Origin of the sequence: Methanosphaera sp. ISO3-F5, from assembly GCF_034480035.2 — an archaeon.
Lineage (GTDB): Archaea > Methanobacteriota > Methanobacteria > Methanobacteriales > Methanobacteriaceae > Methanosphaera.
The window spans coordinates 242,281-265,024 of the sequence record NZ_CP118753.2 but is presented as its reverse complement, the minus strand read 5'-3'; the positions used below and the strand labels follow the sequence as shown (position 1 = coordinate 265,024).

17 protein-coding genes are annotated in these 22,744 nt (G+C 28.5%); 6 read left to right on the top strand and 11 right to left on the bottom strand.

The genetic code is table 11. The features are described from left to right. The first annotated feature begins 2 nt into the window (after positions 1-2). Positions 3-2,201: a heavy metal translocating P-type ATPase gene (locus PXD04_RS12945; protein WP_323737289.1), complete on the top strand. Its 2,199-nt coding sequence runs from the start codon at positions 3-5 to the stop codon at positions 2,199-2,201. Positions 2,202-2,221: 20 nt separating this feature from the next. Here the strand turns inward: PXD04_RS12945 and truD are convergent, their stop codons facing one another. Continuing rightward, a complete protein-coding gene (gene truD, locus PXD04_RS12940; protein WP_323737288.1) occupies positions 2,222-3,472 on the bottom strand; it encodes a tRNA pseudouridine(13) synthase TruD in 1,251 nt (416 codons plus the stop codon). Between the two features lie 395 nt (positions 3,473-3,867). On the opposite strand from truD, the gene PXD04_RS12935 reads away from it, so the two are divergent. Continuing rightward, a complete protein-coding gene (locus PXD04_RS12935) occupies positions 3,868-5,019 on the top strand; it encodes a DUF1616 domain-containing protein (RefSeq protein ID WP_323737287.1) in 1,152 nt (383 codons plus the stop codon). A gap of 17 nt (positions 5,020-5,036) precedes the next feature. Here PXD04_RS12935 and PXD04_RS12930 read toward each other — a convergent pair whose 3' ends face one another. The 8 genes from PXD04_RS12930 to PXD04_RS12895 all read right to left on the bottom strand — a co-directional run bounded on the left by PXD04_RS12930 (position 5,037) and on the right by PXD04_RS12895 (position 16,281). Beyond that, positions 5,037-6,356, bottom strand: coding sequence for a UDP-glucose/GDP-mannose dehydrogenase family protein (locus tag PXD04_RS12930; RefSeq protein WP_323737286.1), 1,320 nt, complete (start codon positions 6,354-6,356; stop codon positions 5,037-5,039). An 11-nt stretch (positions 6,357-6,367) separates the two neighbouring features. After that, positions 6,368-7,945, bottom strand: a complete 1,578-nt coding sequence (locus tag PXD04_RS12925; protein WP_323737285.1) for a hypothetical protein — start codon at positions 7,943-7,945, stop codon at positions 6,368-6,370. Positions 7,946-7,955: 10 nt separating this feature from the next. Next, positions 7,956-9,350: an undecaprenyl-phosphate glucose phosphotransferase gene (locus tag PXD04_RS12920; protein WP_323737284.1), complete on the bottom strand. Its 1,395-nt coding sequence runs from the start codon at positions 9,348-9,350 to the stop codon at positions 7,956-7,958. Positions 9,351-9,896: 546 nt separating this feature from the next. Further along, positions 9,897-10,766 carry a glycosyltransferase family 2 protein gene (locus tag PXD04_RS12915; RefSeq protein WP_323737283.1) on the bottom strand — a complete coding sequence of 290 codons (870 nt, stop codon included), beginning with the start codon at positions 10,764-10,766 and terminating at the stop codon, positions 9,897-9,899. A 9-nt stretch (positions 10,767-10,775) separates the two neighbouring features. Continuing rightward, entirely contained in the window at positions 10,776-11,732 is a 957-nt protein-coding gene (locus PXD04_RS12910; protein ID WP_323737282.1) for a glycosyltransferase family 2 protein, read from the bottom strand. Between the two features lie 41 nt (positions 11,733-11,773). Further along, positions 11,774-12,517, bottom strand: a complete 744-nt coding sequence (locus PXD04_RS12905) for an ABC transporter ATP-binding protein (RefSeq protein ID WP_323737281.1) — start codon at positions 12,515-12,517, stop codon at positions 11,774-11,776. A gap of 13 nt (positions 12,518-12,530) precedes the next feature. Continuing rightward, positions 12,531-13,316: an ABC transporter permease gene (locus tag PXD04_RS12900; RefSeq protein ID WP_323737280.1), complete on the bottom strand. Its 786-nt coding sequence runs from the start codon at positions 13,314-13,316 to the stop codon at positions 12,531-12,533. A gap of 103 nt (positions 13,317-13,419) precedes the next feature. Beyond that, the gene (locus PXD04_RS12895; protein WP_323737279.1) at positions 13,420-16,281 is read right to left on the bottom strand and encodes a glycosyltransferase; all 2,862 of its coding nucleotides are present in this window, start codon (positions 16,279-16,281) and stop codon (positions 13,420-13,422) included. 128 nt (positions 16,282-16,409) lie between these two features. On the opposite strand from PXD04_RS12895, the gene PXD04_RS12890 reads away from it, so the two are divergent. Continuing rightward, positions 16,410-17,099: a DUF4012 domain-containing protein gene (locus tag PXD04_RS12890; RefSeq protein WP_323737278.1), complete on the top strand. Its 690-nt coding sequence runs from the start codon at positions 16,410-16,412 to the stop codon at positions 17,097-17,099. 82 nt (positions 17,100-17,181) lie between these two features. On the opposite strand, the gene PXD04_RS12885 is transcribed toward PXD04_RS12890, so the two are convergent. Continuing rightward, entirely contained in the window at positions 17,182-18,459 is a 1,278-nt protein-coding gene (locus tag PXD04_RS12885) for an amidohydrolase family protein (RefSeq protein ID WP_323737277.1), read from the bottom strand. A 117-nt stretch (positions 18,460-18,576) separates the two neighbouring features. Between PXD04_RS12885 and PXD04_RS12880 the strand changes: the two genes are divergently transcribed. From PXD04_RS12880 to albA, 3 genes are all read left to right on the top strand, one after another. Then, positions 18,577-19,368, top strand: a complete 792-nt coding sequence (locus PXD04_RS12880; protein ID WP_323737276.1) for a DUF63 family protein — start codon at positions 18,577-18,579, stop codon at positions 19,366-19,368. 116 nt (positions 19,369-19,484) lie between these two features. After that, on the top strand, positions 19,485-20,984 hold the full coding sequence (locus PXD04_RS12875; RefSeq protein WP_323737275.1) for a 2-isopropylmalate synthase: 1,500 nt from the start codon (positions 19,485-19,487) through the stop codon (positions 20,982-20,984). A 131-nt stretch (positions 20,985-21,115) separates the two neighbouring features. Beyond that, positions 21,116-21,388: a DNA-binding protein Alba gene (albA, locus tag PXD04_RS12870; RefSeq protein WP_011405814.1), complete on the top strand. Its 273-nt coding sequence runs from the start codon at positions 21,116-21,118 to the stop codon at positions 21,386-21,388. Positions 21,389-21,491: 103 nt separating this feature from the next. On the opposite strand, the gene PXD04_RS12865 is transcribed toward albA, so the two are convergent. Then, positions 21,492-22,736 carry a PQQ-binding-like beta-propeller repeat protein gene (locus PXD04_RS12865; protein ID WP_323737274.1) on the bottom strand — a complete coding sequence of 415 codons (1,245 nt, stop codon included), beginning with the start codon at positions 22,734-22,736 and terminating at the stop codon, positions 21,492-21,494. Between the last annotated feature and the right edge of the window lie 8 nt (positions 22,737-22,744).

Genomic DNA, 22,744 nt, shown 5'->3' with positions numbered 1-22,744 from the left:
GAATGACCTGTGTAATGTGTTCAAGAGCCGTGACCTCCGCAGTATCAAAAATGCCCGGAGTATATTCAACCCATGTTAATCTTGTCTCTGAAACTGCAGATGTACTGTTTAACCCAGAAGTAGTTACTATTGAAGATGTAGGAGAAAGAATTAACAATATTGGTTACGAATACATGGGCATTCATGATAATAGCTCCATTAACAATGACGTAATTGAGAAAAAACATGAAGAAAATCAAAAAAGAAAATTATACCGAATTGTTGTTGGATTCTTCTTTTCAGCAATATTAATGATATTGATGTTTGGAAACTTTAATTTAGGTCCAAATGCATCATACATAATGTTAGCTATATCAATTTTACCATTCATTTATGTATCATATCCTATCCTAAAATCTGGATTAACTTCTATAAGACATAAAAATTTAAATATGGATGTAATGTATTCATTAGGAATAAGTGTGTCTTTTTTAGCTAGTTTAATAAGTACATTCGGTTTATTAGGAACTAATGAATTCATGTTATATGATACAAGTATTATGTTAGGATCATTTTTAATGCTAGGTAAATATTTAGAAGACCGAGCTAAAGGAAAAACTTCAGATTCTATAAAAAAATTAGTACAACTTAAAGCAACAGAGGCTACTGTTGAGAAATATATTGAAAATAAGGTAATTCAAGAGAAAATGCCTATCAATGAAGTTTTGAAAGGAAATATTATAATAGTAAAACCTGGAGAAAAAATACCTCTTGATGGAAAAATTATAGATGGAAACAGTTATGTTGATGAATCTTTAGTAACTGGTGAATCAAAACCAATCCATAAAGAAGTGGGTTCAAATGTTATAGGTGGTTCCATAAACAAGGAAGGAACATTTAAATTCAAAGTCACAAATACTAGTGAAAAAACTGTTTTGTCACAGATTATTTCAATGGTACAAGAAGCTCAAAATTCAAGTCCTCCTATACAGAAATTAGCTGATAAAATAATTAAATATTTTATTCCTGCAATTTTATTAATTGCCCTAGTTTCCTTTATTGTATGGTATGTGATTTTTAGGCAAGCATTTTTATTCAGTTTAAGTATTTTTATTTCAGTAGTTGTTGTGGCTTGCCCATGTGCTTTAGGTCTTGCAATTCCTACAGCTTTAACTGTAGGTGTTGGTTTAGCAGCTAAGTATGGAATTCTTATTAAAGATGGGGAAACTTTAGAAGTTTCAGATAAAATAAACCATGTGTTGCTTGATAAAACTGGTACAATTACTGTAGGTCAACCTACTCTTAGTACTATTATTAATTATTCAGAAAAAAGTGATGATGAAATTTTATGTATTGTTCGTTCAATAGAACAGTTCTCACAACATCCAATATCTAGTGCTTTATTTAATAATGAAGATAAACAGGGATATGAATTATATGATGTTGATAACTTTGAAAATATCACAGGTAAAGGAGTTATAGGAAGTATAGATGATATTCAATATTATGTGGGTAATAAAAAGTTAATGAATACATATGACATTGATTTACCTGGAAGTATCCTTGAGGATTTAGAAAAAGAAGAACTTGATTTGAAAACTAGTGTTATTTTAGCTGATGAAAATAATATTTTGGCAATAATATCTGTTGAAGACAAGATTAAAGAAAATAGTATTAATGCTATTGAAACTCTTCATTCCATGGATATTGAAACTTCGATGGTTAGTGGTGATAATAGGAATACTTGTGAGAAAATTGCTGAAAAAGTTGGAATCAGTAATGTTGTTTCGGAAGTTTTACCACAAGGAAAATTAGATTATGTTAAACAATTACAAAATGAGAATAAGATAGTTTCTTTCATTGGTGATGGAATTAATGATGCTCCTAGTTTAACTAAATCAGATGTTGGGGTTGCTATGGGTACGGGAACTGATGTTGCCATAGAGTCAGGAGATGTGATTTTAATTAATGGAGATTTATTGAATGCTGTTGCTAGTATTCAAATTAGTAGAAAGACTATGTCGAGGGTTAAACTTAATTTATTCTGGGCATTTGCGTATAATATCATATTAATTCCTGTTGCTGCAGGAATCTTAATTCCATTTAATATCTTTTTCAGACCTGAATTCAGTGCTTTTGCTATGGCTTTAAGTTCTGTGACTATAATCACATTATCTTTACTTTTAAAGGGTTATGTTCCGGAAATTTTAAAGGATGAATAGTTATTCATCCCAACTTTTTTTTATACATTTTTTTTCATTATTTCTCGTAGTACTGCAGTTGCATAACATCCTCTTGGTATGAAGAATTCGACTGAAATTCCATCATTTATTTCTTCAACATGTGTATCTTCTATTTTAAATCGAATACTTCTTCTTATGCCATGACTACCTAATTTTGGTGTTTTTGGGCATGCAAATGATTCTTTAAGAATGTTTTCATCATGAATTACTTTTTCTTCTATTTTGCCTTGAATACCTTCTGCTAGTGGCACTTTTGATCCGAGTAGTGGTGCTGTTGGGTTTAGTATAAACTTATCCATATCATCTTGTATTGTTTCTTTGTTAATTTCATGCACCCAACGTTCTTCGGAGTCGATTATTATATCTCCTTCTAAGTATTTGTCAATACCTATTTTTGCTCGTTCATTAATTATTTTGTTGAATAAGTATGATTCATATGCGTTAACGAACATTCTTTTTAATGGTTTTGGTAATGATTCTATGGCTCGTATATAATCTTTTTCTACTAATTCTCCATGTTTATCTTTTGAAATCATTAATTCACGAATCATTGATTTTTCGTATCTCATACTTTTTGGCATTATATTATATGCTTCTTCAAGTTTTCCTTCATCATATAATTTTCTTGCTTCATATGGCTGATTATGTTCTTCTTCGTTAGGATGTCCAATATAAGTATCTACTGCTTTTTTTATGTCACCTTCTACAAGACATTTTCCCACTAAATGTGTTGTAGATCTTACTTCGCCGAAACGCTGATATCCATAATAATTGGGTACACCAGTTTTTTTTAATGATTCTAAGACTTCTTCTGCTATATGTTTATCTTCAGATGGATTATTGGTATTTCGGATGTTAATTTTGAATTTATTTCCTTTTAACTGGCCCATTCTTAATTTTTTCTGATTTTGTTTTATTTCAAGTATTTTTACGTTGTGTAATATTTCATTAAAGTCAGGTAATTCTTGTGGAGTGATATTTGAAATACATAACCATTGTCTGGTTATTGCAGAACGGTCCTTCATTCCTGCAAATCCTGTTCTTTTTCGGCTGAGATGTAATTCACGTGCAATGTCCAATACTACATCCAATGTTGTTCTTCCATTTTTTTCTATGTGTAACCATGTATTAGGTCCTTCTCCGGAAGGTAATTGTAATGGGACTTCATCAACATAGAAATCTTCATTGCTTTGTCTTATGATTCCATTTGTTCCCTTATTCTCTGTGATAAACGTTTCAACATTTAACATTAATTTTCATCCTCTTTTTTATAATTTTAATCATTTGATTAATAAGTAATTATTAGAATAGAAATAAGAGTTAAAATTATTAAAGATTAAGATTAAATAAAAAGTAATATTTTCCTTTATTATCAAATAATTATATTATTATATGATTTATCTGTTATAAATAAGTATATTTAGAATTATTAATTTTTAAATGAAAAAATTTTATGACTTAAAAATATGATTAAAATAATAACAAAGTTTAAAAATTAGAATTTAAATAAATATATTATAATATATTATGATTTCATGGAGGGAGAAAAATAGCTAATTCAACATCCAAAAGTTTGGTTGTTTTATTTATATTAACACTAATACCACTTATTCTAAGTTTATTGAATTTAGTGAATAATACTTATTTGTTCGTAGGGTTATTTGCTGTAGACTTCCTCATTGTTGGAATTGCAGCAACAAAATTAAAGTATCCCTTATTAGATATTAAAGAAGTTTTACGAAAAGTAACCTTAATCATACCTCTAGGTTTACTGTTTTCGTTGATAAGTGCAGGAATTGTTTATTATTTTAAAATGACTGCAAGTAGTATATTATTGTTTTTATCTTTAATCGCAATAATTTTAATAATTACTTCAGGATTAAGAACACAAAGCAATATTAGTAAAATAGAAAATCCAAAGGAATATGCGGAAAAACATTTGAAACGTATAATTTACATGTTAGTGATATTCTGTATCGTTTCTTATATTGGAATGGAAGTACCACCATTTAGTGTCATACCATTATGGTTCGGTTTATGTATTCCATTTATCATGTTATTACCTGGATATCTCCTATTAAATATTCTTAATCCATATAAGGATGCAATTCGTTTAGGTGAACGTTTAGGAATTTCAATATTTGCTAGTTTAGTTTTTACATCAATCATTGGATTAATTATAGTTCAAATAGAACATATGCTTAATATGAGACATGTTTCTTTAGTGCTTGTTGTAATTACATTAATTATATTGTTACCATTGTATTACATAAAAGTTAAAGAAAAAAATACTCATGAGTTATTTAATGATTACCGGATAAACAGATTGTTTACATTAATTACTGTTGTCGCAATAATTGCAGTGTTAGCATCAGCAGCATTAGTTACTTCAGGTAATTGGAGTGAAAATAGCCCTAGTGCATTATTCCAGGGAAATACAACATTTAAAGTTTCTGGTATACACAATACTCCCGATGAAAAAGGATATTATAATTTTACAAATGGAGAAGTATTAAATTTAACAATGTCCATTGTTAACAATGAACATAGAGACATGGAATATACTGTAAAAGTAGAAGTTACTAATGAAACCAATAACGTCACATTACAAGAAGAAAAAGTTAAAGTTAAAAATAATGGACGTAAAAATATTAAAACTAACATTACAATGACTAGTGGTAAAAAAGATATTAAATTCACATTATATGATAGTAACAACCAACCATATAAAATACGTCACTTATATGTGAATGTAAACGAAAATAATACTTATACTGAAAGTGGAGAACAAACATAAAAAAAGGCAGATGGGAACTATTTTCCCACTGCATAATATTTTAAACCTAATTTTTGCATTGTACTATTTTTAAATTGATTTCTACCATCAAATATCATATTTTTAGACAGATTACTTTTTATTTTATTGAAGTCTGGACTTCGAAATTCTTTCCATTCTGTTATTATAATTAAGATATCAGCATTTTTTATTGTGGAATATTTATCATTAAAATAGTTAATATCCCAATCTTTAAAGTAAAATTCTTTTGCAACATCCATTGCTTTTGGATCATATGCATTTATTGTTGCACCCGCATCTAACAATTCTCTTATTATAGTTATTGATGGTGCTTCTCTCATGTCATCTGTTTCAGGTTTGAATGCTAATCCCCATATTGCAAAAGTTAAACCAGTGAGATCTTCCCCTAGAACTTTTTTTATCTTATTTACCAAATAGGATTTTTGTTGATTGTTTACTTCTTCAACACTTTTTAGTAATTTTGGCTCATATCCCGAATCGGTTGCAGTTTTTATTAGTGCAGTTACATCTTTTGGGAAACAACTTCCACCATATCCACAACCAGGATATAAAAAGCTTGATCCTATTCTGGAGTCACTTCCCATACCCTTTCTTACATTATCTATATTTGCCCCTATTTTGTCACAGATATTTGCCATTTCATTCATGAATGAAATTCTATTAGCTAACATGGAATTTGATGCATATTTTGTCATTTCTGCACTTTTAATATCCATTATTATCATTCGTTCATGATTTTTTGTAAATGGATCATATAATAGTTTCATAACTTCTATAGCATTTTCATCATCTGCCCCAACAACTATCCTATCTGGGTGCATAAAGTCATTTACTGCATTTCCTTCTTTTAAAAATTCTGGATTAGACACTATTGATATTGAGTATGATTCTCCTCTTTTTTCTAGTTGTTCATTAATGATAGTTTTAACTTCATCTGCAGTACCTACAGGTACTGTTGACTTGTCAACAACTATCATATCATGAATAATTGTTTCTCCTATTTGTTGAGCTACTTGTCTAACATATTGTAAATCTGCACTTCCATCTTCACCCATAGGGGTTCCTACCGCTATAAAACATAGCTCGGAATTATCTAATCCTTCTTTAAGGTTTGTTGTAAAATGTAGATTTCCTCGCCCATAATTTCGTTTAATTAATTCTTCTAATCCTGGTTCATATATTGGAATTTTTCCTTCTTTTAATGATTGTATTTTTTCTTCCAGTACATCTACACAATATACTTCATTCCCCATATCGGAGAAACATGTACCAGTAACAAGTCCCACATATCCTGTTCCTATTATTGTAATATTCATATTTTTTTCTCCTAATATACTTTACATACTATAAACCGATTGTTTTCAAATGTTTTCTCTGTTGATGGTAATTTTATATTTTGGAAATTATCCTCGGTTATTTCTTTGGTGAAATAATATGATGGGTAAAAACTACCATTCACATACATTACATCTAATGATTCATAATCAGATGTGTTATTCATTATTAACTTCTTATCATAGACTATGTATCCTATTTTTTCTTCGTTTAATGATGTTGATGATGATTTTGATAGTGATTTGTTTGTGTAAACATCGAATTGATAATGTATAGGTATTTCATCCATACTTGAGAGTACTGTTCCAAAGTATAAGTTATTTATTAATATGGATTTATTGTTGTGTTCTTCGTTTTTGAAATAATTTATTAATTCTTGTTCTTCTAATGTAGGTGGTGCTATCTGAAAAGTTGATTGTTCTGTGTTTGCACTGAAAATTGTTACAGAAGGATCGTTTATATGGACAATACATAAACCTACTGATAAAATTATTAAAGCTAAAACCAATATTATAGGAAGCCTTTTGTCTGAAGTTTTTACAGAATCCAATAAATTAGATAAACCATAACCACCAAGAATTACCATAGGTATAATAAGGTATAATAATAACCTAAATGTATATACAGGTATTCCAAACCAATGCAAATTAGTAAATAAAAATGCTACCAAAGCCCATAGAGATACAAAATAAAATTCTTTCTTTTTAAAAGAAAAATACAAACCTATAATAGCAAAAATTAAAGATAACACTCCTACACACTTAACATACCTTTCTAACCCCATTGCAACTTGACCCATAAATAAATCAAAAGGATTGTTGATAATTGATACAACACCAGACAATACTTGAGTAAAATGATCAGGACTAAACAAGAATAAAAATATTAAACCAACAAATCCCAATGCAAATATTGGTATCATAACATAAACGTAATATTTTATTCCATCAAAATTGCCCAAAGTAACTGATTGAATTAACATTAAAACAACCAACAAAATCATCAAATATACAAAAGATGAAAAATGTGTTAATAACGTTAATAAAGCAAGACAAGCTGTAAATATTGCATAAATTCCTTTTGATTCTATAGTAGCCTTATAATACATATAAACTGCCAAAGTGAAAAAAATCATGGCAAGAGTTTCAGGAATCGGTAAAAATAACCGGGTAAACATGAAACTTGAAATTAAAATCAAACCAGCAAATAACCCAGTTTTTCCATCATACAAATCTGATGCAACATAGGTTATTGTTAAAACATTGACGACAACCAATATTATTTGTAATAATTTTGCTCCACCCACTAAACCTGAACCAGTTACGAATGAAACAATTATTAAAAGTATATGGAACAATGGAGGATAACCTATACTTTTTCCTGCAGGTGCGTTTAAAAAGTAATCCGTGTTAGTTATACCATTCTGTAAGTAAGCCAATGCATAATTAATATGAGTATAAATGTCCCAGCTTAATGGAAATTGATTTATTAAAGTTACAATTAATGCAATAATTAATGACAATATAACCGGAACAAATATTATGCCTTTTCCTCTTAAATTAATATTCATAATTAATCACCTAATACGCGTTTTTATCATTTATTAATGCGGGTAATGTTTTAAAGAATATTCTTATATCTAAAAACATAGTCCAATTTTCAACATAATAAATATCATATTCTATCCTTTTAACAATAGAAGTATTACCCCGATATCCATTAATTTGTGCCCAACCCGTCATTCCCGGACGGACATGATGTTTAATCATGTATTTTGGAACAGATTCCTTAAATTTATTCACCAAATATGGACGTTCAGGTCTTGGACCTATAAGACTCATATCTCCTTTCAATATGTTGTAAAATTGAGGTAACTCATCAATACTGAATTTTCTTATAATTTTTCCAACAGGAGTTATTCTAGGATCATTTTTCTTAGTCCAATGTTTATCATCAATATACTCATTATCAGAATACATACTCCTGAATTTGTATATTTCAAACACTTTTCCTCCTTCACCCACACGCTCCTGTTTATATATAATAGGTCCAGGAGATGTTGTTTTTATTATAATTGCTACAACGAAGAGTAGAGGGGAAATAACAATGGAAACACAGATAACAAATATAACATCAAATATTCGTTTAATGAGACTGTTATAGAAAATATCCAAAGGCAAGTACCTAGCACTTATTAATGGAATATCATCCAATAATTCAATATTTGGATGAGTTGTAAGATATCTATAATAATCTGGAACAATATCTGCTCTAACACCGTTTTTTTCACAAGTAAACATTAAAGATTCAATTGTTTTGTAATGTCTTGGAGCTATACTAAGAATTACCCTATCAATAATTTGATTTGATGTAAGAATTTTTTCCAAATCATTTACGGTACCAATTATTTCAACATCATTTACTGGTTCTTTAATATTATCATCCAAAAATCCTATTACCTTATAACCCAGATAAGAATTTTGATTAATAGTATCCACTAATTTTTCACCTACTTCTCCTGCACCAATAATCAGTACATATTTAATGTTAAAACCACGAGATCTCATTAATCGCAGGAAATAACGTATAATTGCACGTTCAATTACTGCAAATAAAAAATTTAATACAAAGAAAAATATTAAAAAATTCTCTGGTAACACTAAAATTTCAGTGAACGTTACTGCAGACAATATAACAAATTCTATAAGATTTACTTGCCCAATAGTTGAAGCTTCTGAAAAAATGGACTTGTTTGTTCTTTGTGGTGTATATAATGAGAATACATAATACAATGAGATATATGTAGGAATTAAAATTATTAAAAATGTTAAAAATGTTTCAAAATTGAATTTGAAATTAAATCCAATAATTCTTGTTGCAATACTTGAATTTAAAAATAAAGTTGAAGCAATTAGTACAAGAATATCAAATAAAACATTTAATACATTAAATAATTGTTGGTTTTCCCTAATCATATTACCACTTAATAATAGTTAGTTATGTAGTTCCTATTTAATAAAAATGTTTGAGACTTAGCACAAATTAGTTTCAAGAGAAAAAAAGTATTAGTCTAAAAAAGATTAACCTTTTTTTTCAAAAAAATAATACTCAAATTTATGTCTTTGTTCAAATCAAATGTAAGAAATTCATTTCTTTTATTGTTTATTTTTTAGAATGGTCTTGTATTTTTTTGATTTTCCCTGGTGCAGTCCGTGCCCACTTATACAGTCGTTATTTAGGGAATTTCTACTTACTTTTAGGTATAATATTGCATGCTGCATTTATATCGGCATTTATTAATGATCCATTGCTTGTTTTATAGAGTCATCTTTTAATTCGCTTACTTTTATTAAATTTAATCTAAGAGCATCTGGTAAGCACTCAGTAGGAGGTTTTAGTAAGAAATTTTTCACATAATTAGATATACATAAGCAACAAGCATACTAAAAAAAGTTTCATCCAGATAAAGAGTATTACAAAAACGAATTTATGCCAACACTCTGTTTGAAAAAAAAGAAATGTTAAAAAATAGTTTTCAAAGATAAAACTAACAATTTTAGATAATATAAAGTCCAAATACTAATATAAGTTAGGGCATTTATTAAAAAAGAATCTTGTTTTTTATAATGTTTATTATAAAATATTTCCATGGAATTATGAAATTCATATAGTAACTTCTTATTTTTACCACTAGCTCCCTTATAATGAATAATTTCATATTCACCATAGTAATATACTTCATATCCCATCTGCTTGATTCGATAACATATATCAATATCTTCGCCATACATAAAAAATGATTCATCCAAACCATTACATTCTTTTAACAAATTTGAGCGAATGAGCATAAATGCTCCAACTACACAGTCCACAGGATATGTTCCATTTTCATCCAAATAAGAAAGGTTATACCTATTAAATCTTTTACTGTTTGGAAAAATTTTTGATAAACCAGACATTCTATAAAATGAAACTTCAAAAGTTGGAAAAGAACGTCTACATGCTTTATCTAGAGTACCATCAGGTAAAACAACTTTACAACCAAGAATACCAATATTTGAATTATTTTTTATGAAATTTAAAGATTTATTAATTGTATTTTCTTTAACTATAACATCACTATTTAACAATAGCACATAATCTCCAACAGATTCTTTTAATGCTAAGTTATTTGCAACGGCAAAACCATCATTAGTTTTATTTGCTAAAAATGTAATATTATTGAAAGATTCAAAATCTTCAATTAATTTTTCTAAACTACCATCACATGATGCATTATCCACAACAATAATTTCATAATCTAAATCGATAACAGTTTCAATAACTGAATTAATAGTTTGTTTAGTTAATTCATAAGTACGATAATTAACAATTATTATTGATAAATCCATAAGACACACCTATTTCAAAAAAGTTATAGTATTTTTAATTAATAAATATTCTATTTTCAATAAATTACTTAATGAAGAATTAGTTTTTACTAATTTGTTTTTCGTACTGAGTCCTTCTTTAATCCCTTCAAGATAATCTTCACCCATACCTTTTCTATAAAAAAACAGATATTTAATAAAAATTCCAATGATAATAAATAATCCATTTAATAGTTTCATCCACGAAGGCATATTTTTATAAATCAGATAAATATTGTTTCTTGCAGATATTTTAACTTTAAACTTATTATAACGAGATCCTGTTGCAGCACTACCTACATGATATACTACTGCATTTGCAGAATAATAAGATTTATATCCATACAATCTTGCCCTAAAACTTAAATCCATGTCTTCAACATAACTTTCAAAGTTTTCATCAAAATAACCTATCTCTGAGAAGACATTCATACGGAATAATGCTGCTCCTGCACAAGCACTGAATACTTCTTCATCTATAGGATACTCGGAAATATTTTTTCCATATCCTCTTCGTTTACTCCATCCCATAAGAGTATACTCATCACCAACATCATCCAATAAGTCTTTATTATAATATTGAATCATTTTAGAAGAAACTGAAAAAATATCATCAGATTTTTGGATAGTTTCTAGTAAACTAGGTATTGTATCTTTCTCAATAACCGTATCATTATTCAATAAGAATACATATTCTGTTTCAACTAAATGTATTGCTTGATTAACCGCACATGCAAAACCTTTATTGACATTGTTCTCAATTAAATTAATTTCAGGAAATTTTTCTTTAATTAAATCAACACTCCCATCCTGAGAAGCATTATCAACTATTATTACTTGAGACAATGATATTGATTTTTTTAAAGATAATAGTAAATTGTTTAATAATTCTTTATTGTTATAATTAGGAATTGCAACTGTTACTAAAGAATTAACATCAAAATTCATGAGAAAAAACATCCATTAAAAATAGTTTAAAAAAAAAGAAATTATAAATTCTTCACATAAGTTTCATACTGGTCACAAATTTCATTAACCTCTCCAGCAGCAATAATTGAACCTTTATGTAACCATATAGCCTTGTCACATAAATTTCTTACCTGAGAAACAGAATGTGAAACAAACAATAAAGTTGCATCAGACATTACATTATTCATTCTATCTTTACTTTTTCTTTGGAAAGACATATCTCCTACTGACAAAACTTCATCAAGAATTAATATATCTGGATTAACGGAAGTTGCTATAGCAAAAGCTAAACGTGATTTCATACCTGAAGAGTAATTTTTAACAGGGACATCTATAAAATCATTTAACTCTGCAAAATCAACAATATCATCATATTTTTTATTCATTTCAGCTCTTGAATGACCTAAAACTGCACCATTTAAGAATATATTATCTTTTCCACTGAAGTTTGGATCAAAACCAGCACCTAATGCGAGAAGTGGTGCCATAGTACCATAAATTTTTACTTCACCTTTTGTTGGCTTCAATACTCCTGAGATAATTTTAAGCAATGTACTTTTACCAGCACCATTTAATCCTAAAAAACCTATTTTATCTCCTTTATTAATTTTTAATGAAATATTTTTTAAAGCCCAAAAAGATTGGAAGTGGAGTTCTCTTTTAAGAAATTTAATAACAAATTCTTTAAGATTGTCAGTTTTTTGTTCACTTAAATTAAACTCCATACTAACATCATTTACTTCAATAATCGTTTCATTAGACATATTTTCCCATTCCTTATACGTATAATATGAATCTGTCTTGATATCTTCTTAACATGAATATACCTATACCCAATAATATGAAAGCTGCTATTGTTGGAATTATTATTTCAGGCAAACTATATAACTTACCATAATAGAAACAATCCCTTACACAAGTTAGTAAATAGTATAATGGATTGTATGTTTGTATAAATTTAAATTGTGGTGGCAATATCTCTGCAGGATAAAATATTGGCATTGCATACATTAACATTAAACAAAATACGGAATATAAATGTTCCACATCTCTGAAAAATACGTTTAATGTTCCAAGTATCAAACCTACACCAAATGCCATGACCAATATAATAAATACCGGTAAACTTGCAAATATTATATAAACTGTAAATTCAACACGTAAAACTAACATTATTGCAAATAAGACCACTAATGAAAATACAAATGTTACAAAGTTTGATAAAACTGCTGAAAGAGCATATAAATATTTTGGAACATATATTGATTTCCAAATATTTGCCGAACCGATTAAACTACTCATAGCTTGTGTAGAACCACCCCTAAATAAAGTATACACCAATTGTCCTGAAAGATAATAAACTGGATAATCATGTACTCTATGGAAAAGAGCGGAGAATACTATTGTTAATACAATCATGGATAATAATGGATCTAATAAACTCCACAATACACCCAATACTGAATTACGGTATTTGTTTCGGATATCTCTCCTAACCAATTCACTTAATAAGGATTTGTATTTACTGAAAGTATTTAATTCTTCTATTTGAATTTGATTCATAATTTAATCCTCTTTGATTTAAAATAATATATAACATATTATAATAAACATCTATTAATAAAATCTTTATTTTACAATATTTTTATATATTACTATTTTATAATTATTCAATTACCTTTATAAACTGGTTAACTCTGCTTTCATATGTATGTTCATGAATATCAAACACTATCTCTTTTGGATTAGCAGTGATTTCCTCTATTAAATCGTTTAATTCTTGTTTATTATGATATACATAAACAATACCATGGAATAACTCATCTAACCCTTCCACAGGATCTGAAAGTATTCTTGCCCCACAGGCTATACCATCAAAAATTCGGTTAGATATAAATCCTTTTTCACGCATATCTTCCCAATGATCATTAAGCAAGATAGTACAAGAGGAATAAGCCTGATGCAATTCCTTATTAGAAATGTGTTCACCTTTAATATATTTTTGATCAATAATTCCATCCCAATCTGCACCATATACTGATAAATCATGTTTTGTAGGAAGTAAATCCTTCAATATTTTACGATACACCTTCCTTGAATTTCCAACAAATAATAATTCAGATTTATACTTTTCATTATATTCCGGATAGAACTTATTAATGTTTGTACATTGCCACATACATTCCACAGGCACATTAACTCTTGGTTTTAATTGTTCAGTCCAATGTTTTGATGCAACAAATACATAATCATACTGTTCATACTCGTTTAATGACACTAAATCTGAATGAGAAATATTCCACATAATATTATAATGTTGAATTTTAGGAGTATAACGTGAAAGACCTCTTAAAACTATTACAGTATCAACATCAGAATCAGAAGAATCATTCCATTCAGATAACATTTGAATTTTTACCAAATAACCTAATTTTTCAAATTCTTCAGCAAGCCCTTCTGCAACATAATAATCTCCCCATTTATATATTTCTTTCCATGAAGGTACTGGAGTTTTTATTGCTATTTTAGGTCTTTGATAATAATTTTTAATAATTTCCCTTAATGTAACAGCCCTATGATAATAAGTATGATTATCTAGAACAATTTTTCTTAATTCTTTTATTTTTTCTTCTTTTTTATCAGGGTTAGACAAATAATAATTAATTAAATCAGTTAACTCCTTTTCTGAGTGATATTCAGGCAACTTACCATCAAATATTTCTTCATTACCCTTTGAACCATTTGTAATTATCAGTTTTCCTGCTGCTAAACTGTCAAATACACGGCTATTTACAGAACCCCATTCTTTTGTTACATGATTTGCATCATCAATAACAAGTTTTGTTGATGAATATACTTCAGGCATGTCCCCATATTTAACAAACCCTTTATGATATTGTGAGAATTTTGGAATTTTATCCCAATTTGCTCCATATAAATTAAATTTATAATCTATTGAGTCCGGATTTAAGTAATTTATGATTTCTCTTTTTGCATCCCAGTAACTGCCCGTGAAACAATAATCACATTCATAAATTTCATTGCTTTGAATATTTTCATTAAACATTTCCGTATCAGATGCTAATGGGAAGAGTATCGCATTTTTTCTAGTTGTTTTTTTAATATAATCACAAGCTATTTGACTGCTAGCTAGCACTATATCATATTTAGAAAAAGATGGATTTTCAACCCAACGTTCAAACCAATTACGTAACCAAGCAATTTTAACAAGCAATCCATTCTTACATTGAACTTTTGATAAATCATATGCATCCAACATGGATATTAAAACATCCACATCCTCATCCACATAATACCAGTCCCGTTGTTTATCTGATTTGAATCTTGATTGATACTTTATTTTCCATCCAAACTTTTCTAATTGCTTTGCTAATGTTAATGCTGTGAAATAATCTCCAGCAGTTGTGTTTTCATCTGATTGAGTTACTACAAATGAAACTGTTAGAGGTTTATCCGTGAAAATACCTTCATTGTTAAAAAGGTTTTTCATTAATTCTTTACGTAACCATTTATTCCATCGTTTTATGAATATTTTCTGATTACTTAATCTTCTATTACGTACTTCTGTTTTATTGTTTTTTTCTTGTGTACCAAATTCATAATGGTACAATACTGATTTTGGATTGTAAATGTTTTTATATCCTGCTTTATGTAATTTTAAACATAAGTCTACATCTTCATATCCATAAAGGTATTGATTGTCAAATCCGTCAACTTCAAGATATACTGATTTTTTTATGAGTAAACAGGCTGCAGTTACTGCTATTATTTCTTCATCTTCTGTATTGTTTCTAGTATCCTCATATTCTGATGAGTTATTTCTATTGAATGGTTTAATGTAACCATCCCCTTCTTTGAATATGATTCCCGCATGTTGTATTGTATATGATTTCTCTTTATTGATTTTTGATGAATCACAATCAGGATATATTAATTTTGAACCTACTGCACCTACATTTTCATTAGATAACATTGTTTTCATTAAATAATTAAGCCATCCATCTAATGGTTCAGTATCATTATTTAAAAATAACAAGTAGTCTCCTTTTGCTATTTTTACTCCCTGATTATTTGCATATGAAAATGATTCATTCTTTCTGTTTTTTATTAAAGTAATGGGTAACTGTTTATATTGATCTATAATGTCTAGAGAATTATCATTAGAAGCATTGTCAACTATAATTAATTCATATTTTAAATGTATTGTTTCATCGATTACTTTCAATAATCTTGTTAAATGAGAAGCGCCATTATGGTTAACTATTATTATAGATACTAAAGGAATATTATCAAAAAGAGGGATTGTATTTTCTGAGTTATCCTTATTAATTAATAATGTTATTTCTTTTTTTTGTTCTTCACTTAGATGCCTTTTTTTTCTAAAAAATTCTTTAACATTATATTTTACTTTATCTGTGTAAATATTCTTTGAATCGACTAGTTTATGTTTAATTAATCTTACTTTATGAAATTCTTTAGTGTTTCTAATATTTTCTGGTATTCTCATTTAAATCCCCTTTATTACTAATTATTATATTATATTTCCTAACTAAAAAAAGTATCATTAAATATCTTAAAATATATACCCAATTAGTAAAGACAAACTTTATATGCAAAGAAGGAAGTAAATTGTTTTTGGAAAAAAAGATACAACTTGTTATAGTAATTATTATAATCATATTCATCCTTACAGTTGGAATAATTATTTTTTCAAATATCGGAGGAAAAGGAAGTTTTCGCGGAAAACATAATATTTTAGTATTATGTACTGACCCTACTGAACAAAGGCAAGGTGTTGGCGCCGTTGATATGGCATTTATGTTAGAATTAAATAAGGGAAAATTAAGTAAAACAACTCCCATATACCCTGGAGGTATGTATGATCCTTCATTAACACCACCTGCAGATTTACGTAGTGAAGGAACCAATCAATGGTATTTACATGATTCGTTATGGACTTCGGATTTAAATGAAGGAGTTAAACGAGCAAAACAAATTATTAAGTATAATACAAATTTAACTACTGATATAACTGTGGTTGTAAATCCAGATGCAATTGATGCAATGATTAATACTGTAGGTCCAGTATATTCAAATGGACAAGAAGTAACATCAGATTCTTTAAGTTTCCTACGTAATGATCAAGATGAACGTGGAGCAACTAGGGGCGATGCAATAGAAGGTTTAGTTGATGGTATTATTGATGCAACAGAAAAAAAGGGTAAAAAAGCAGAGTTATTAGCAACTGTTTTAGACCAATATGGTAAAGGAAACATATTATTTGTTCCAAAGGATGCGTTCCAAAAATTAATTGCATACATCTGAAGTAATTTAATTTCATGAGTCTTAAGATTCATGAAATATTATTTATTAAAAAGGAAACAAAATAAAATGTTTTATAATTTAATTATAAATCAAAGGCTCTTTCACTAACTTCTCTGATTATTTCTTGTTCATTTATTGTTTTTAATTGCTTGTTTTCTAATAATATTTTTCCATTACATATGACTGTGTCAACATCTGTACCTAATGATGAGTATATTATATTGCTTAATGCATTTCTTATAGGAGTCATGTGTGGAGTTAATGTATCAACAAGGATAATATCTGCTAATTTGCCTTCTTCAATACTTCCAGCATTTATTCCTAATGCTTTAGCACCATTTTTGGTTGCCATGTTAAATGTTTCTTTTGTTGGTAATACTCTTGGATCTAATAGATTTACTTTTTGTAGTAGTGCAGTTAATTTCATTTCACTGAACATGTCTAAGTTATTGTTTGATGCTACCCCATCAGTTCCTATGGATACATTTACTCCGTTTTGTATATATTTATGTACTGGGGCTATACCAGATGCTAATTTGGTATTACTTGAAGGATTATGAGCAATTGAAACATTTTTTTCTTTCAGGATATTCATTTCTTCATCCGTTGTCCATACTCCATGAGCAGCTATTGTGTTTGAATCAAGTAAACCTATGTTATCCAGGTATTTGAAAGGTGTTACTCCTTTATCTTTAACCAGGTCATCCACTTCATTTTTTGTTTCAGATACGTGAATGTGTAATTTAAGATTATGTTTTTGTGACAGTTCTTTAGATTCTCTTAGTAATTCTTCAGAACATGTGTATGGTGCATGTGGTGATACTGCCACTTGTACTCTGTTTTCACATGTATTATGGCAAGATTTTATTAGTTTTTCTGATGCTTTTAGTTCTGCTTTTCTTTTTTCATCATCAAATAGATCGATCATACCATAACCAAGTACAGCTCTCATTCCGGATTCATCTACTGCTTTTGCTGTTTCTTCCATGAAGAAGTACATGTCGTTGAATGTTGTTGTACCTGTTTTAATCATTTCTGCCATTGCTAATTTTGATGCCATGTAAACTAATTCTTCATTTAAATTTGCTTCTTTAGGCCATATATAATCATTTAACCATGTTTGTAAACTTTGATCATCTCCATGTCCTCTTAATAAGGTCATAGCCACGTGGGAATGTGTATTTATAAGGCCAGGCATTGTAATTTTATCTGATGCATCCAATACTTTATCTGCATCATTATCATTTAAGGAAGAACTAATTTCTTGTATTGTATCATCAACTACAAGAATTGATGATTTAAATATTTCATCTGCAATAATTGTGGTATCTTTTATTAAAATGCTATTTGTTTCACTCATATTATCCACTAAATCATTTTTCTTTACTAATTATATTTAAAAATAATAAATAATAAAGTTACTTAAAATCTTTATGTTCATAATTTTTTAATAAAATTAATGTTAATAAATAAGTATATGATACTTGATTTTTTAGAGGAAAATTTTTTCTATTTGCATCCAGGTTATACTGTATTTAACACCATTATCTTTGGAATAGTGTTAGGAGTAATTATTTTATGTATAATAAAAATATTTGATAAAATTGGTAAAGATCCTCTTGAGTTAATGTATCCTCTTATCCCTATCATAATATTTGGTTCAACTAGCAGAGCATTAGTGGATAATAATGTGTATCCCCGAATACACTTACTTGCTACTCCTGGGATTTATATATTTATAGGTTTATTAACAATAGCATTATTACTTGTTAGCATTATTTTTGAAAAATATTTGAAAGTGAAATATTATAAAATAATTTTTATTACAGGACTATTTGTTTGTATTCCCAACATTATTATAATGTTGAATTATGGTGTGAATGTTGAAATTATAGTTTTTGAGATGTGTTTATGGGCTTTTATTAGTACATTATTCTTTATATTTAAAAATAAAATTAAAATATTGGGTGAAAAAGGGAATTTGGAAGTTTTATCGGCTCACGTATTTGATGCTACATCAACCTTCGTTGCCATGGACTTCTTTGGTTATTATGAACAACATGTTTTACCAACTTTTATGATAAATTCTTTTGGAACTGCTTTAATAATGTACCCATTGAAGATTATAATGATTTTAGTTATATTATATGTAACTGATGAGTATGTGAAGGAAGTATCTTCAAATCATATGATTAAATTATCCGTATTTATATTAGGTTTAGCTCCAGGAATTCGTAATTTTGCAACATTAGTTCTTTCCATATCCTAACAAAGATAAAAGAAGTATTATTCAACTAATATTTAATTTTAAAATAATTCGTAGATAATGTTAAATAAAATGATGAAAATAATAGTATTATAATAAATTAATGGAGTGAAAAATAAATGACATTCAACCCACCATCAGATGTTATGATATATGACACCACTCTTAGAGATGGTGAACAAACACCTGGTGTTACGATAACAACTGATGAGAAAATTATAGTAGCAGAAAAATTAGACAAACTCGGAGTAGATGTTATCGAATTGGGTTTCCCAGCAGCTTCTCCAGGTGAACAAAAAACATTTAAAGAAGCAGCAAAAATTGGATTTGATGCACAAATTAGTGGATTAGCTCGTGCATTAACAGTAGATATTGATAAAGCAATAGATTCTGATGCAGAATATATCCATACATTTATTGGAACATCACCACTCCACAGAGAATACAAACTTAAAATGAGTAAGGAAGAAATACTTAACAAAGCTGTGAGTGCAGTAGATTATATTAAAGATCATGGACTAACAGCCGAGTTTTCCTGTGAAGATGCGACTCGTACAGAACTTGATTATTTATTAGAAGTATTTGGAGCAGTTCAAGAAGCAAAAGTTGATAAAATCAATGTTCCAGATACTGTGGGAGTTACTATTCCTACAAAAATGAATGAATTAATTTCAAATATTAAAGAAGTTATTCATGTACCTATAAGTGTACATTGTCATAATGACTTTGGTTTAGCAGTAGCAAATTCACTAGCTGCTATAGAAGCTGGTGCAAAACAAGCTCAATGTACTATAAACGGTCTTGGAGAACGTGCAGGTAATGCTTCACTTGAAGAAATTGTTATGACTCTTAAAAAAGCTTACAATATCAATACAAATATAAACACTGAACTCTTATTCAACACATCTGAAACTGTTTCAAGAATTTCTGGTGTTAAAATGCCACCAAATAAGGCAATAGTTGGAGAAAATGCATTTGCTCATGAAGCAGGTATTCATGTTCAAGGAGTTCTAGAAAACAGTAATACTTATGAAGCATTTTATCCAGAAGAAGTAGGTCATAAAAGAAGAATAGTTTTAGGTAAACTAACTGGTGCTAATGCAATTAAATCAAAACTTGATGAATATAATATTAATTTAGATGACAAACAGTTTGATCAGTTATTCAGCAAAGTAAAATCATTAGGAGATTCCGGAAAAACTATTACAGACATAGATTTAAGATCAATTGCTGAAGCAATACAAGGTAAACCTACTACAGAGAGAATTAAATTACTAGGTATTAATGTGATGACTGGAGACAGCACTTTACCTACAGCTACCGTAAAATTAGATCTTGATGGTAAAATTAAATATAAAGCTGAAACTGGTGTTGGTCCAGTAGATGCTGCTTTAAATGCAATACAAACATTAGTTAATGAAATTGTTCACATAGAATTAGAAGAGTACCATATTGAAGCTATAACTGGTGGAACAAATGCATTAGGAGAAGTATTTGTTATTACTGTTGATGAAGAAGGCAATAAGGCTACTGGAAGAGCAACTGATGAAGACATTGTTAAAGCAAGTATAGATGCGATTTTAAGTTCAACAAACAAACTTTTAATGTTAAGGGATTAAAATATTATTTAATCCACCCTTTTTTTTAGAAATTGAGTTATTTATTAAATAATAATAGATATTATTAAATACATTAACTTACATAAATACTAGTAGCTATATGATATAGCATATCTTATGGAGGAACAAAAATGGCAGAAGAAAATATAGTATACATTGGAAACAAACCAGTAATGAACTACGTTTTAGCTGTAGTTACACAAATGAACAGCGGAGTTACAGAAGTAATATTAAAAGCAAGAGGACGTGCTATCAGCAGAGCAGTAGATGTTGCTGAAATTGTAAGAAACAGATTTATTTCTGATGTTGATGTAAAAAGTATAGACATCAGTACCGAAGAAATTGTTGGAAACGAAGGAACCTCCTCCAACGTATCAGCAATAGAAATCAGATTAAGTAAATAAGTTTAGAAATTATTTTAATTTAAAAAAAATAACCCCCATCTTTTTTATATATTTTTTAAATATTTTTTAAAATAAAATTTAATGAAAAAAATAAAAGAAAAAGTTAGTTTTTTCTTCTTTTATCTAAAACTAGTTTTTTAAATCCAACTATACCTGCAATTATTACAACACATATTATGATAATATAATATGTATAATTACTTGTTGGACCTACTTTTTGATCAGTATTTAAAGAGTATACATTACCATCATCAGATGCAAAGAATAATGATCCTCCACTAGTTACTGATGAAGTAGATATACTTCCAGCAATATTATCAACATATCCAGGATTATATGTCCATACTTTTTCTCCAGTAAATTTATTTAACATCATCATATTTCCCGCAGAATTTCCAATAGCCAGATTAGTTCCAAATATAGATGGAGTTGTATTTATTGAACTACCCGTTTTTACTTCCCATTTTCGAAGACCATCTCTTGTATCCAATGCTAACATATTACCTTTTTCTGTTCCAACATATAATGTATTCTGTCTTAAATCGATTGAAGGAGATGATTTGACCGATGATCCTGCATTATAACTCCATTTTTCTTTTCCTGTTTCTTCATCAACTGCATAGACTTGATTATCATCAGATCCAACATATACTGTTCCATCTGCAATTGCCGGTGAAGATTGAACATTATCCCCTGTATCATAATCCCATTTAACAGAACCATTTTCAGTATCCAATGCATATATTTTATCATCATTAGAGCCGAAATATACTGTGTTATTATGAATTGCAGGTGAAGATTTAATGTCATCATCCGTTTTGTATTGCCATACTAGATTACCTTCATCTTTTGTTATTGCATACATATTCCCATCATCTGATCCAAAATACACATTATTTGAATCTAATGCAGGTGAAGAGTATATATTATCTCCGGATTTAAATTTCCAATTCTCTTTTCCATCATCAATATTTATAGAATATAAATATCCATCATCTGCACCAATATATAGAGTATCTCCAGAAACTACAGGACTTGAATGTATTGGATCTTCTAACTCAAATGTCCATTTTTCACTTCCATCCTGTGCATCTAATGCATATAATGTTCCTTTTTCTGTTGCTAGAAAAATTTTATCTTCATACAATACAGGGTTTGTAGTTATTGCTCCATTTAAATTTACTGTCCAAGTTTGTGTTGAATAGGAAGTATCTTGGTTAATATATCCAGTATGTCTTAAATTGTTTTGAAACATTGGCCAATCTTCAGCATATATTGAAGACAAACTACCCATTAATACAAAAAGTATTATGAAGAATATACTCAGTTTTTTAGTGTTTATTTTCATATTTTTCC

Bases quoted from the DNA above. Each gene is read 5' to 3' on its own strand.
- PXD04_RS12945 (WP_323737289.1), top strand. From the start codon at position 3: ATGACCTGTGTAATGTGTTCAAGAGCCGTGACCTCCGCAGTATCAAAA.
- truD (WP_323737288.1), bottom strand. From the start codon at position 3,472: ATGTTAAATGTTGAAACGTTTATCACAGAGAATAAGGGAACAAATGGA.
- PXD04_RS12930 (WP_323737286.1), bottom strand. From the start codon at position 6,356: ATGAATATTACAATAATAGGAACAGGATATGTGGGACTTGTTACTGGT.
- PXD04_RS12925 (WP_323737285.1), bottom strand. From the start codon at position 7,945: ATGAATATTAATTTAAGAGGAAAAGGCATAATATTTGTTCCGGTTATA.
- PXD04_RS12920 (WP_323737284.1), bottom strand. From the start codon at position 9,350: ATGATTAGGGAAAACCAACAATTATTTAATGTATTAAATGTTTTATTT.
- PXD04_RS12915 (WP_323737283.1), bottom strand. From the start codon at position 10,766: ATGGATTTATCAATAATAATTGTTAATTATCGTACTTATGAATTAACT.
- PXD04_RS12910 (WP_323737282.1), bottom strand. From the start codon at position 11,732: ATGAATTTTGATGTTAATTCTTTAGTAACAGTTGCAATTCCTAATTAT.
- PXD04_RS12905 (WP_323737281.1), bottom strand. From the start codon at position 12,517: ATGTCTAATGAAACGATTATTGAAGTAAATGATGTTAGTATGGAGTTT.
- PXD04_RS12900 (WP_323737280.1), bottom strand. From the start codon at position 13,316: ATGAATCAAATTCAAATAGAAGAATTAAATACTTTCAGTAAATACAAA.
- PXD04_RS12895 (WP_323737279.1), bottom strand. From the start codon at position 16,281: ATGAGAATACCAGAAAATATTAGAAACACTAAAGAATTTCATAAAGTA.
- PXD04_RS12885 (WP_323737277.1), bottom strand. From the start codon at position 18,459: ATGAGTGAAACAAATAGCATTTTAATAAAAGATACCACAATTATTGCA.
- PXD04_RS12880 (WP_323737276.1), top strand. From the start codon at position 18,577: ATGATACTTGATTTTTTAGAGGAAAATTTTTTCTATTTGCATCCAGGT.
- PXD04_RS12875 (WP_323737275.1), top strand. From the start codon at position 19,485: ATGACATTCAACCCACCATCAGATGTTATGATATATGACACCACTCTT.
- albA (WP_011405814.1), top strand. From the start codon at position 21,116: ATGGCAGAAGAAAATATAGTATACATTGGAAACAAACCAGTAATGAAC.
- PXD04_RS12865 (WP_323737274.1), bottom strand. From the start codon at position 22,736: ATGAAAATAAACACTAAAAAACTGAGTATATTCTTCATAATACTTTTT.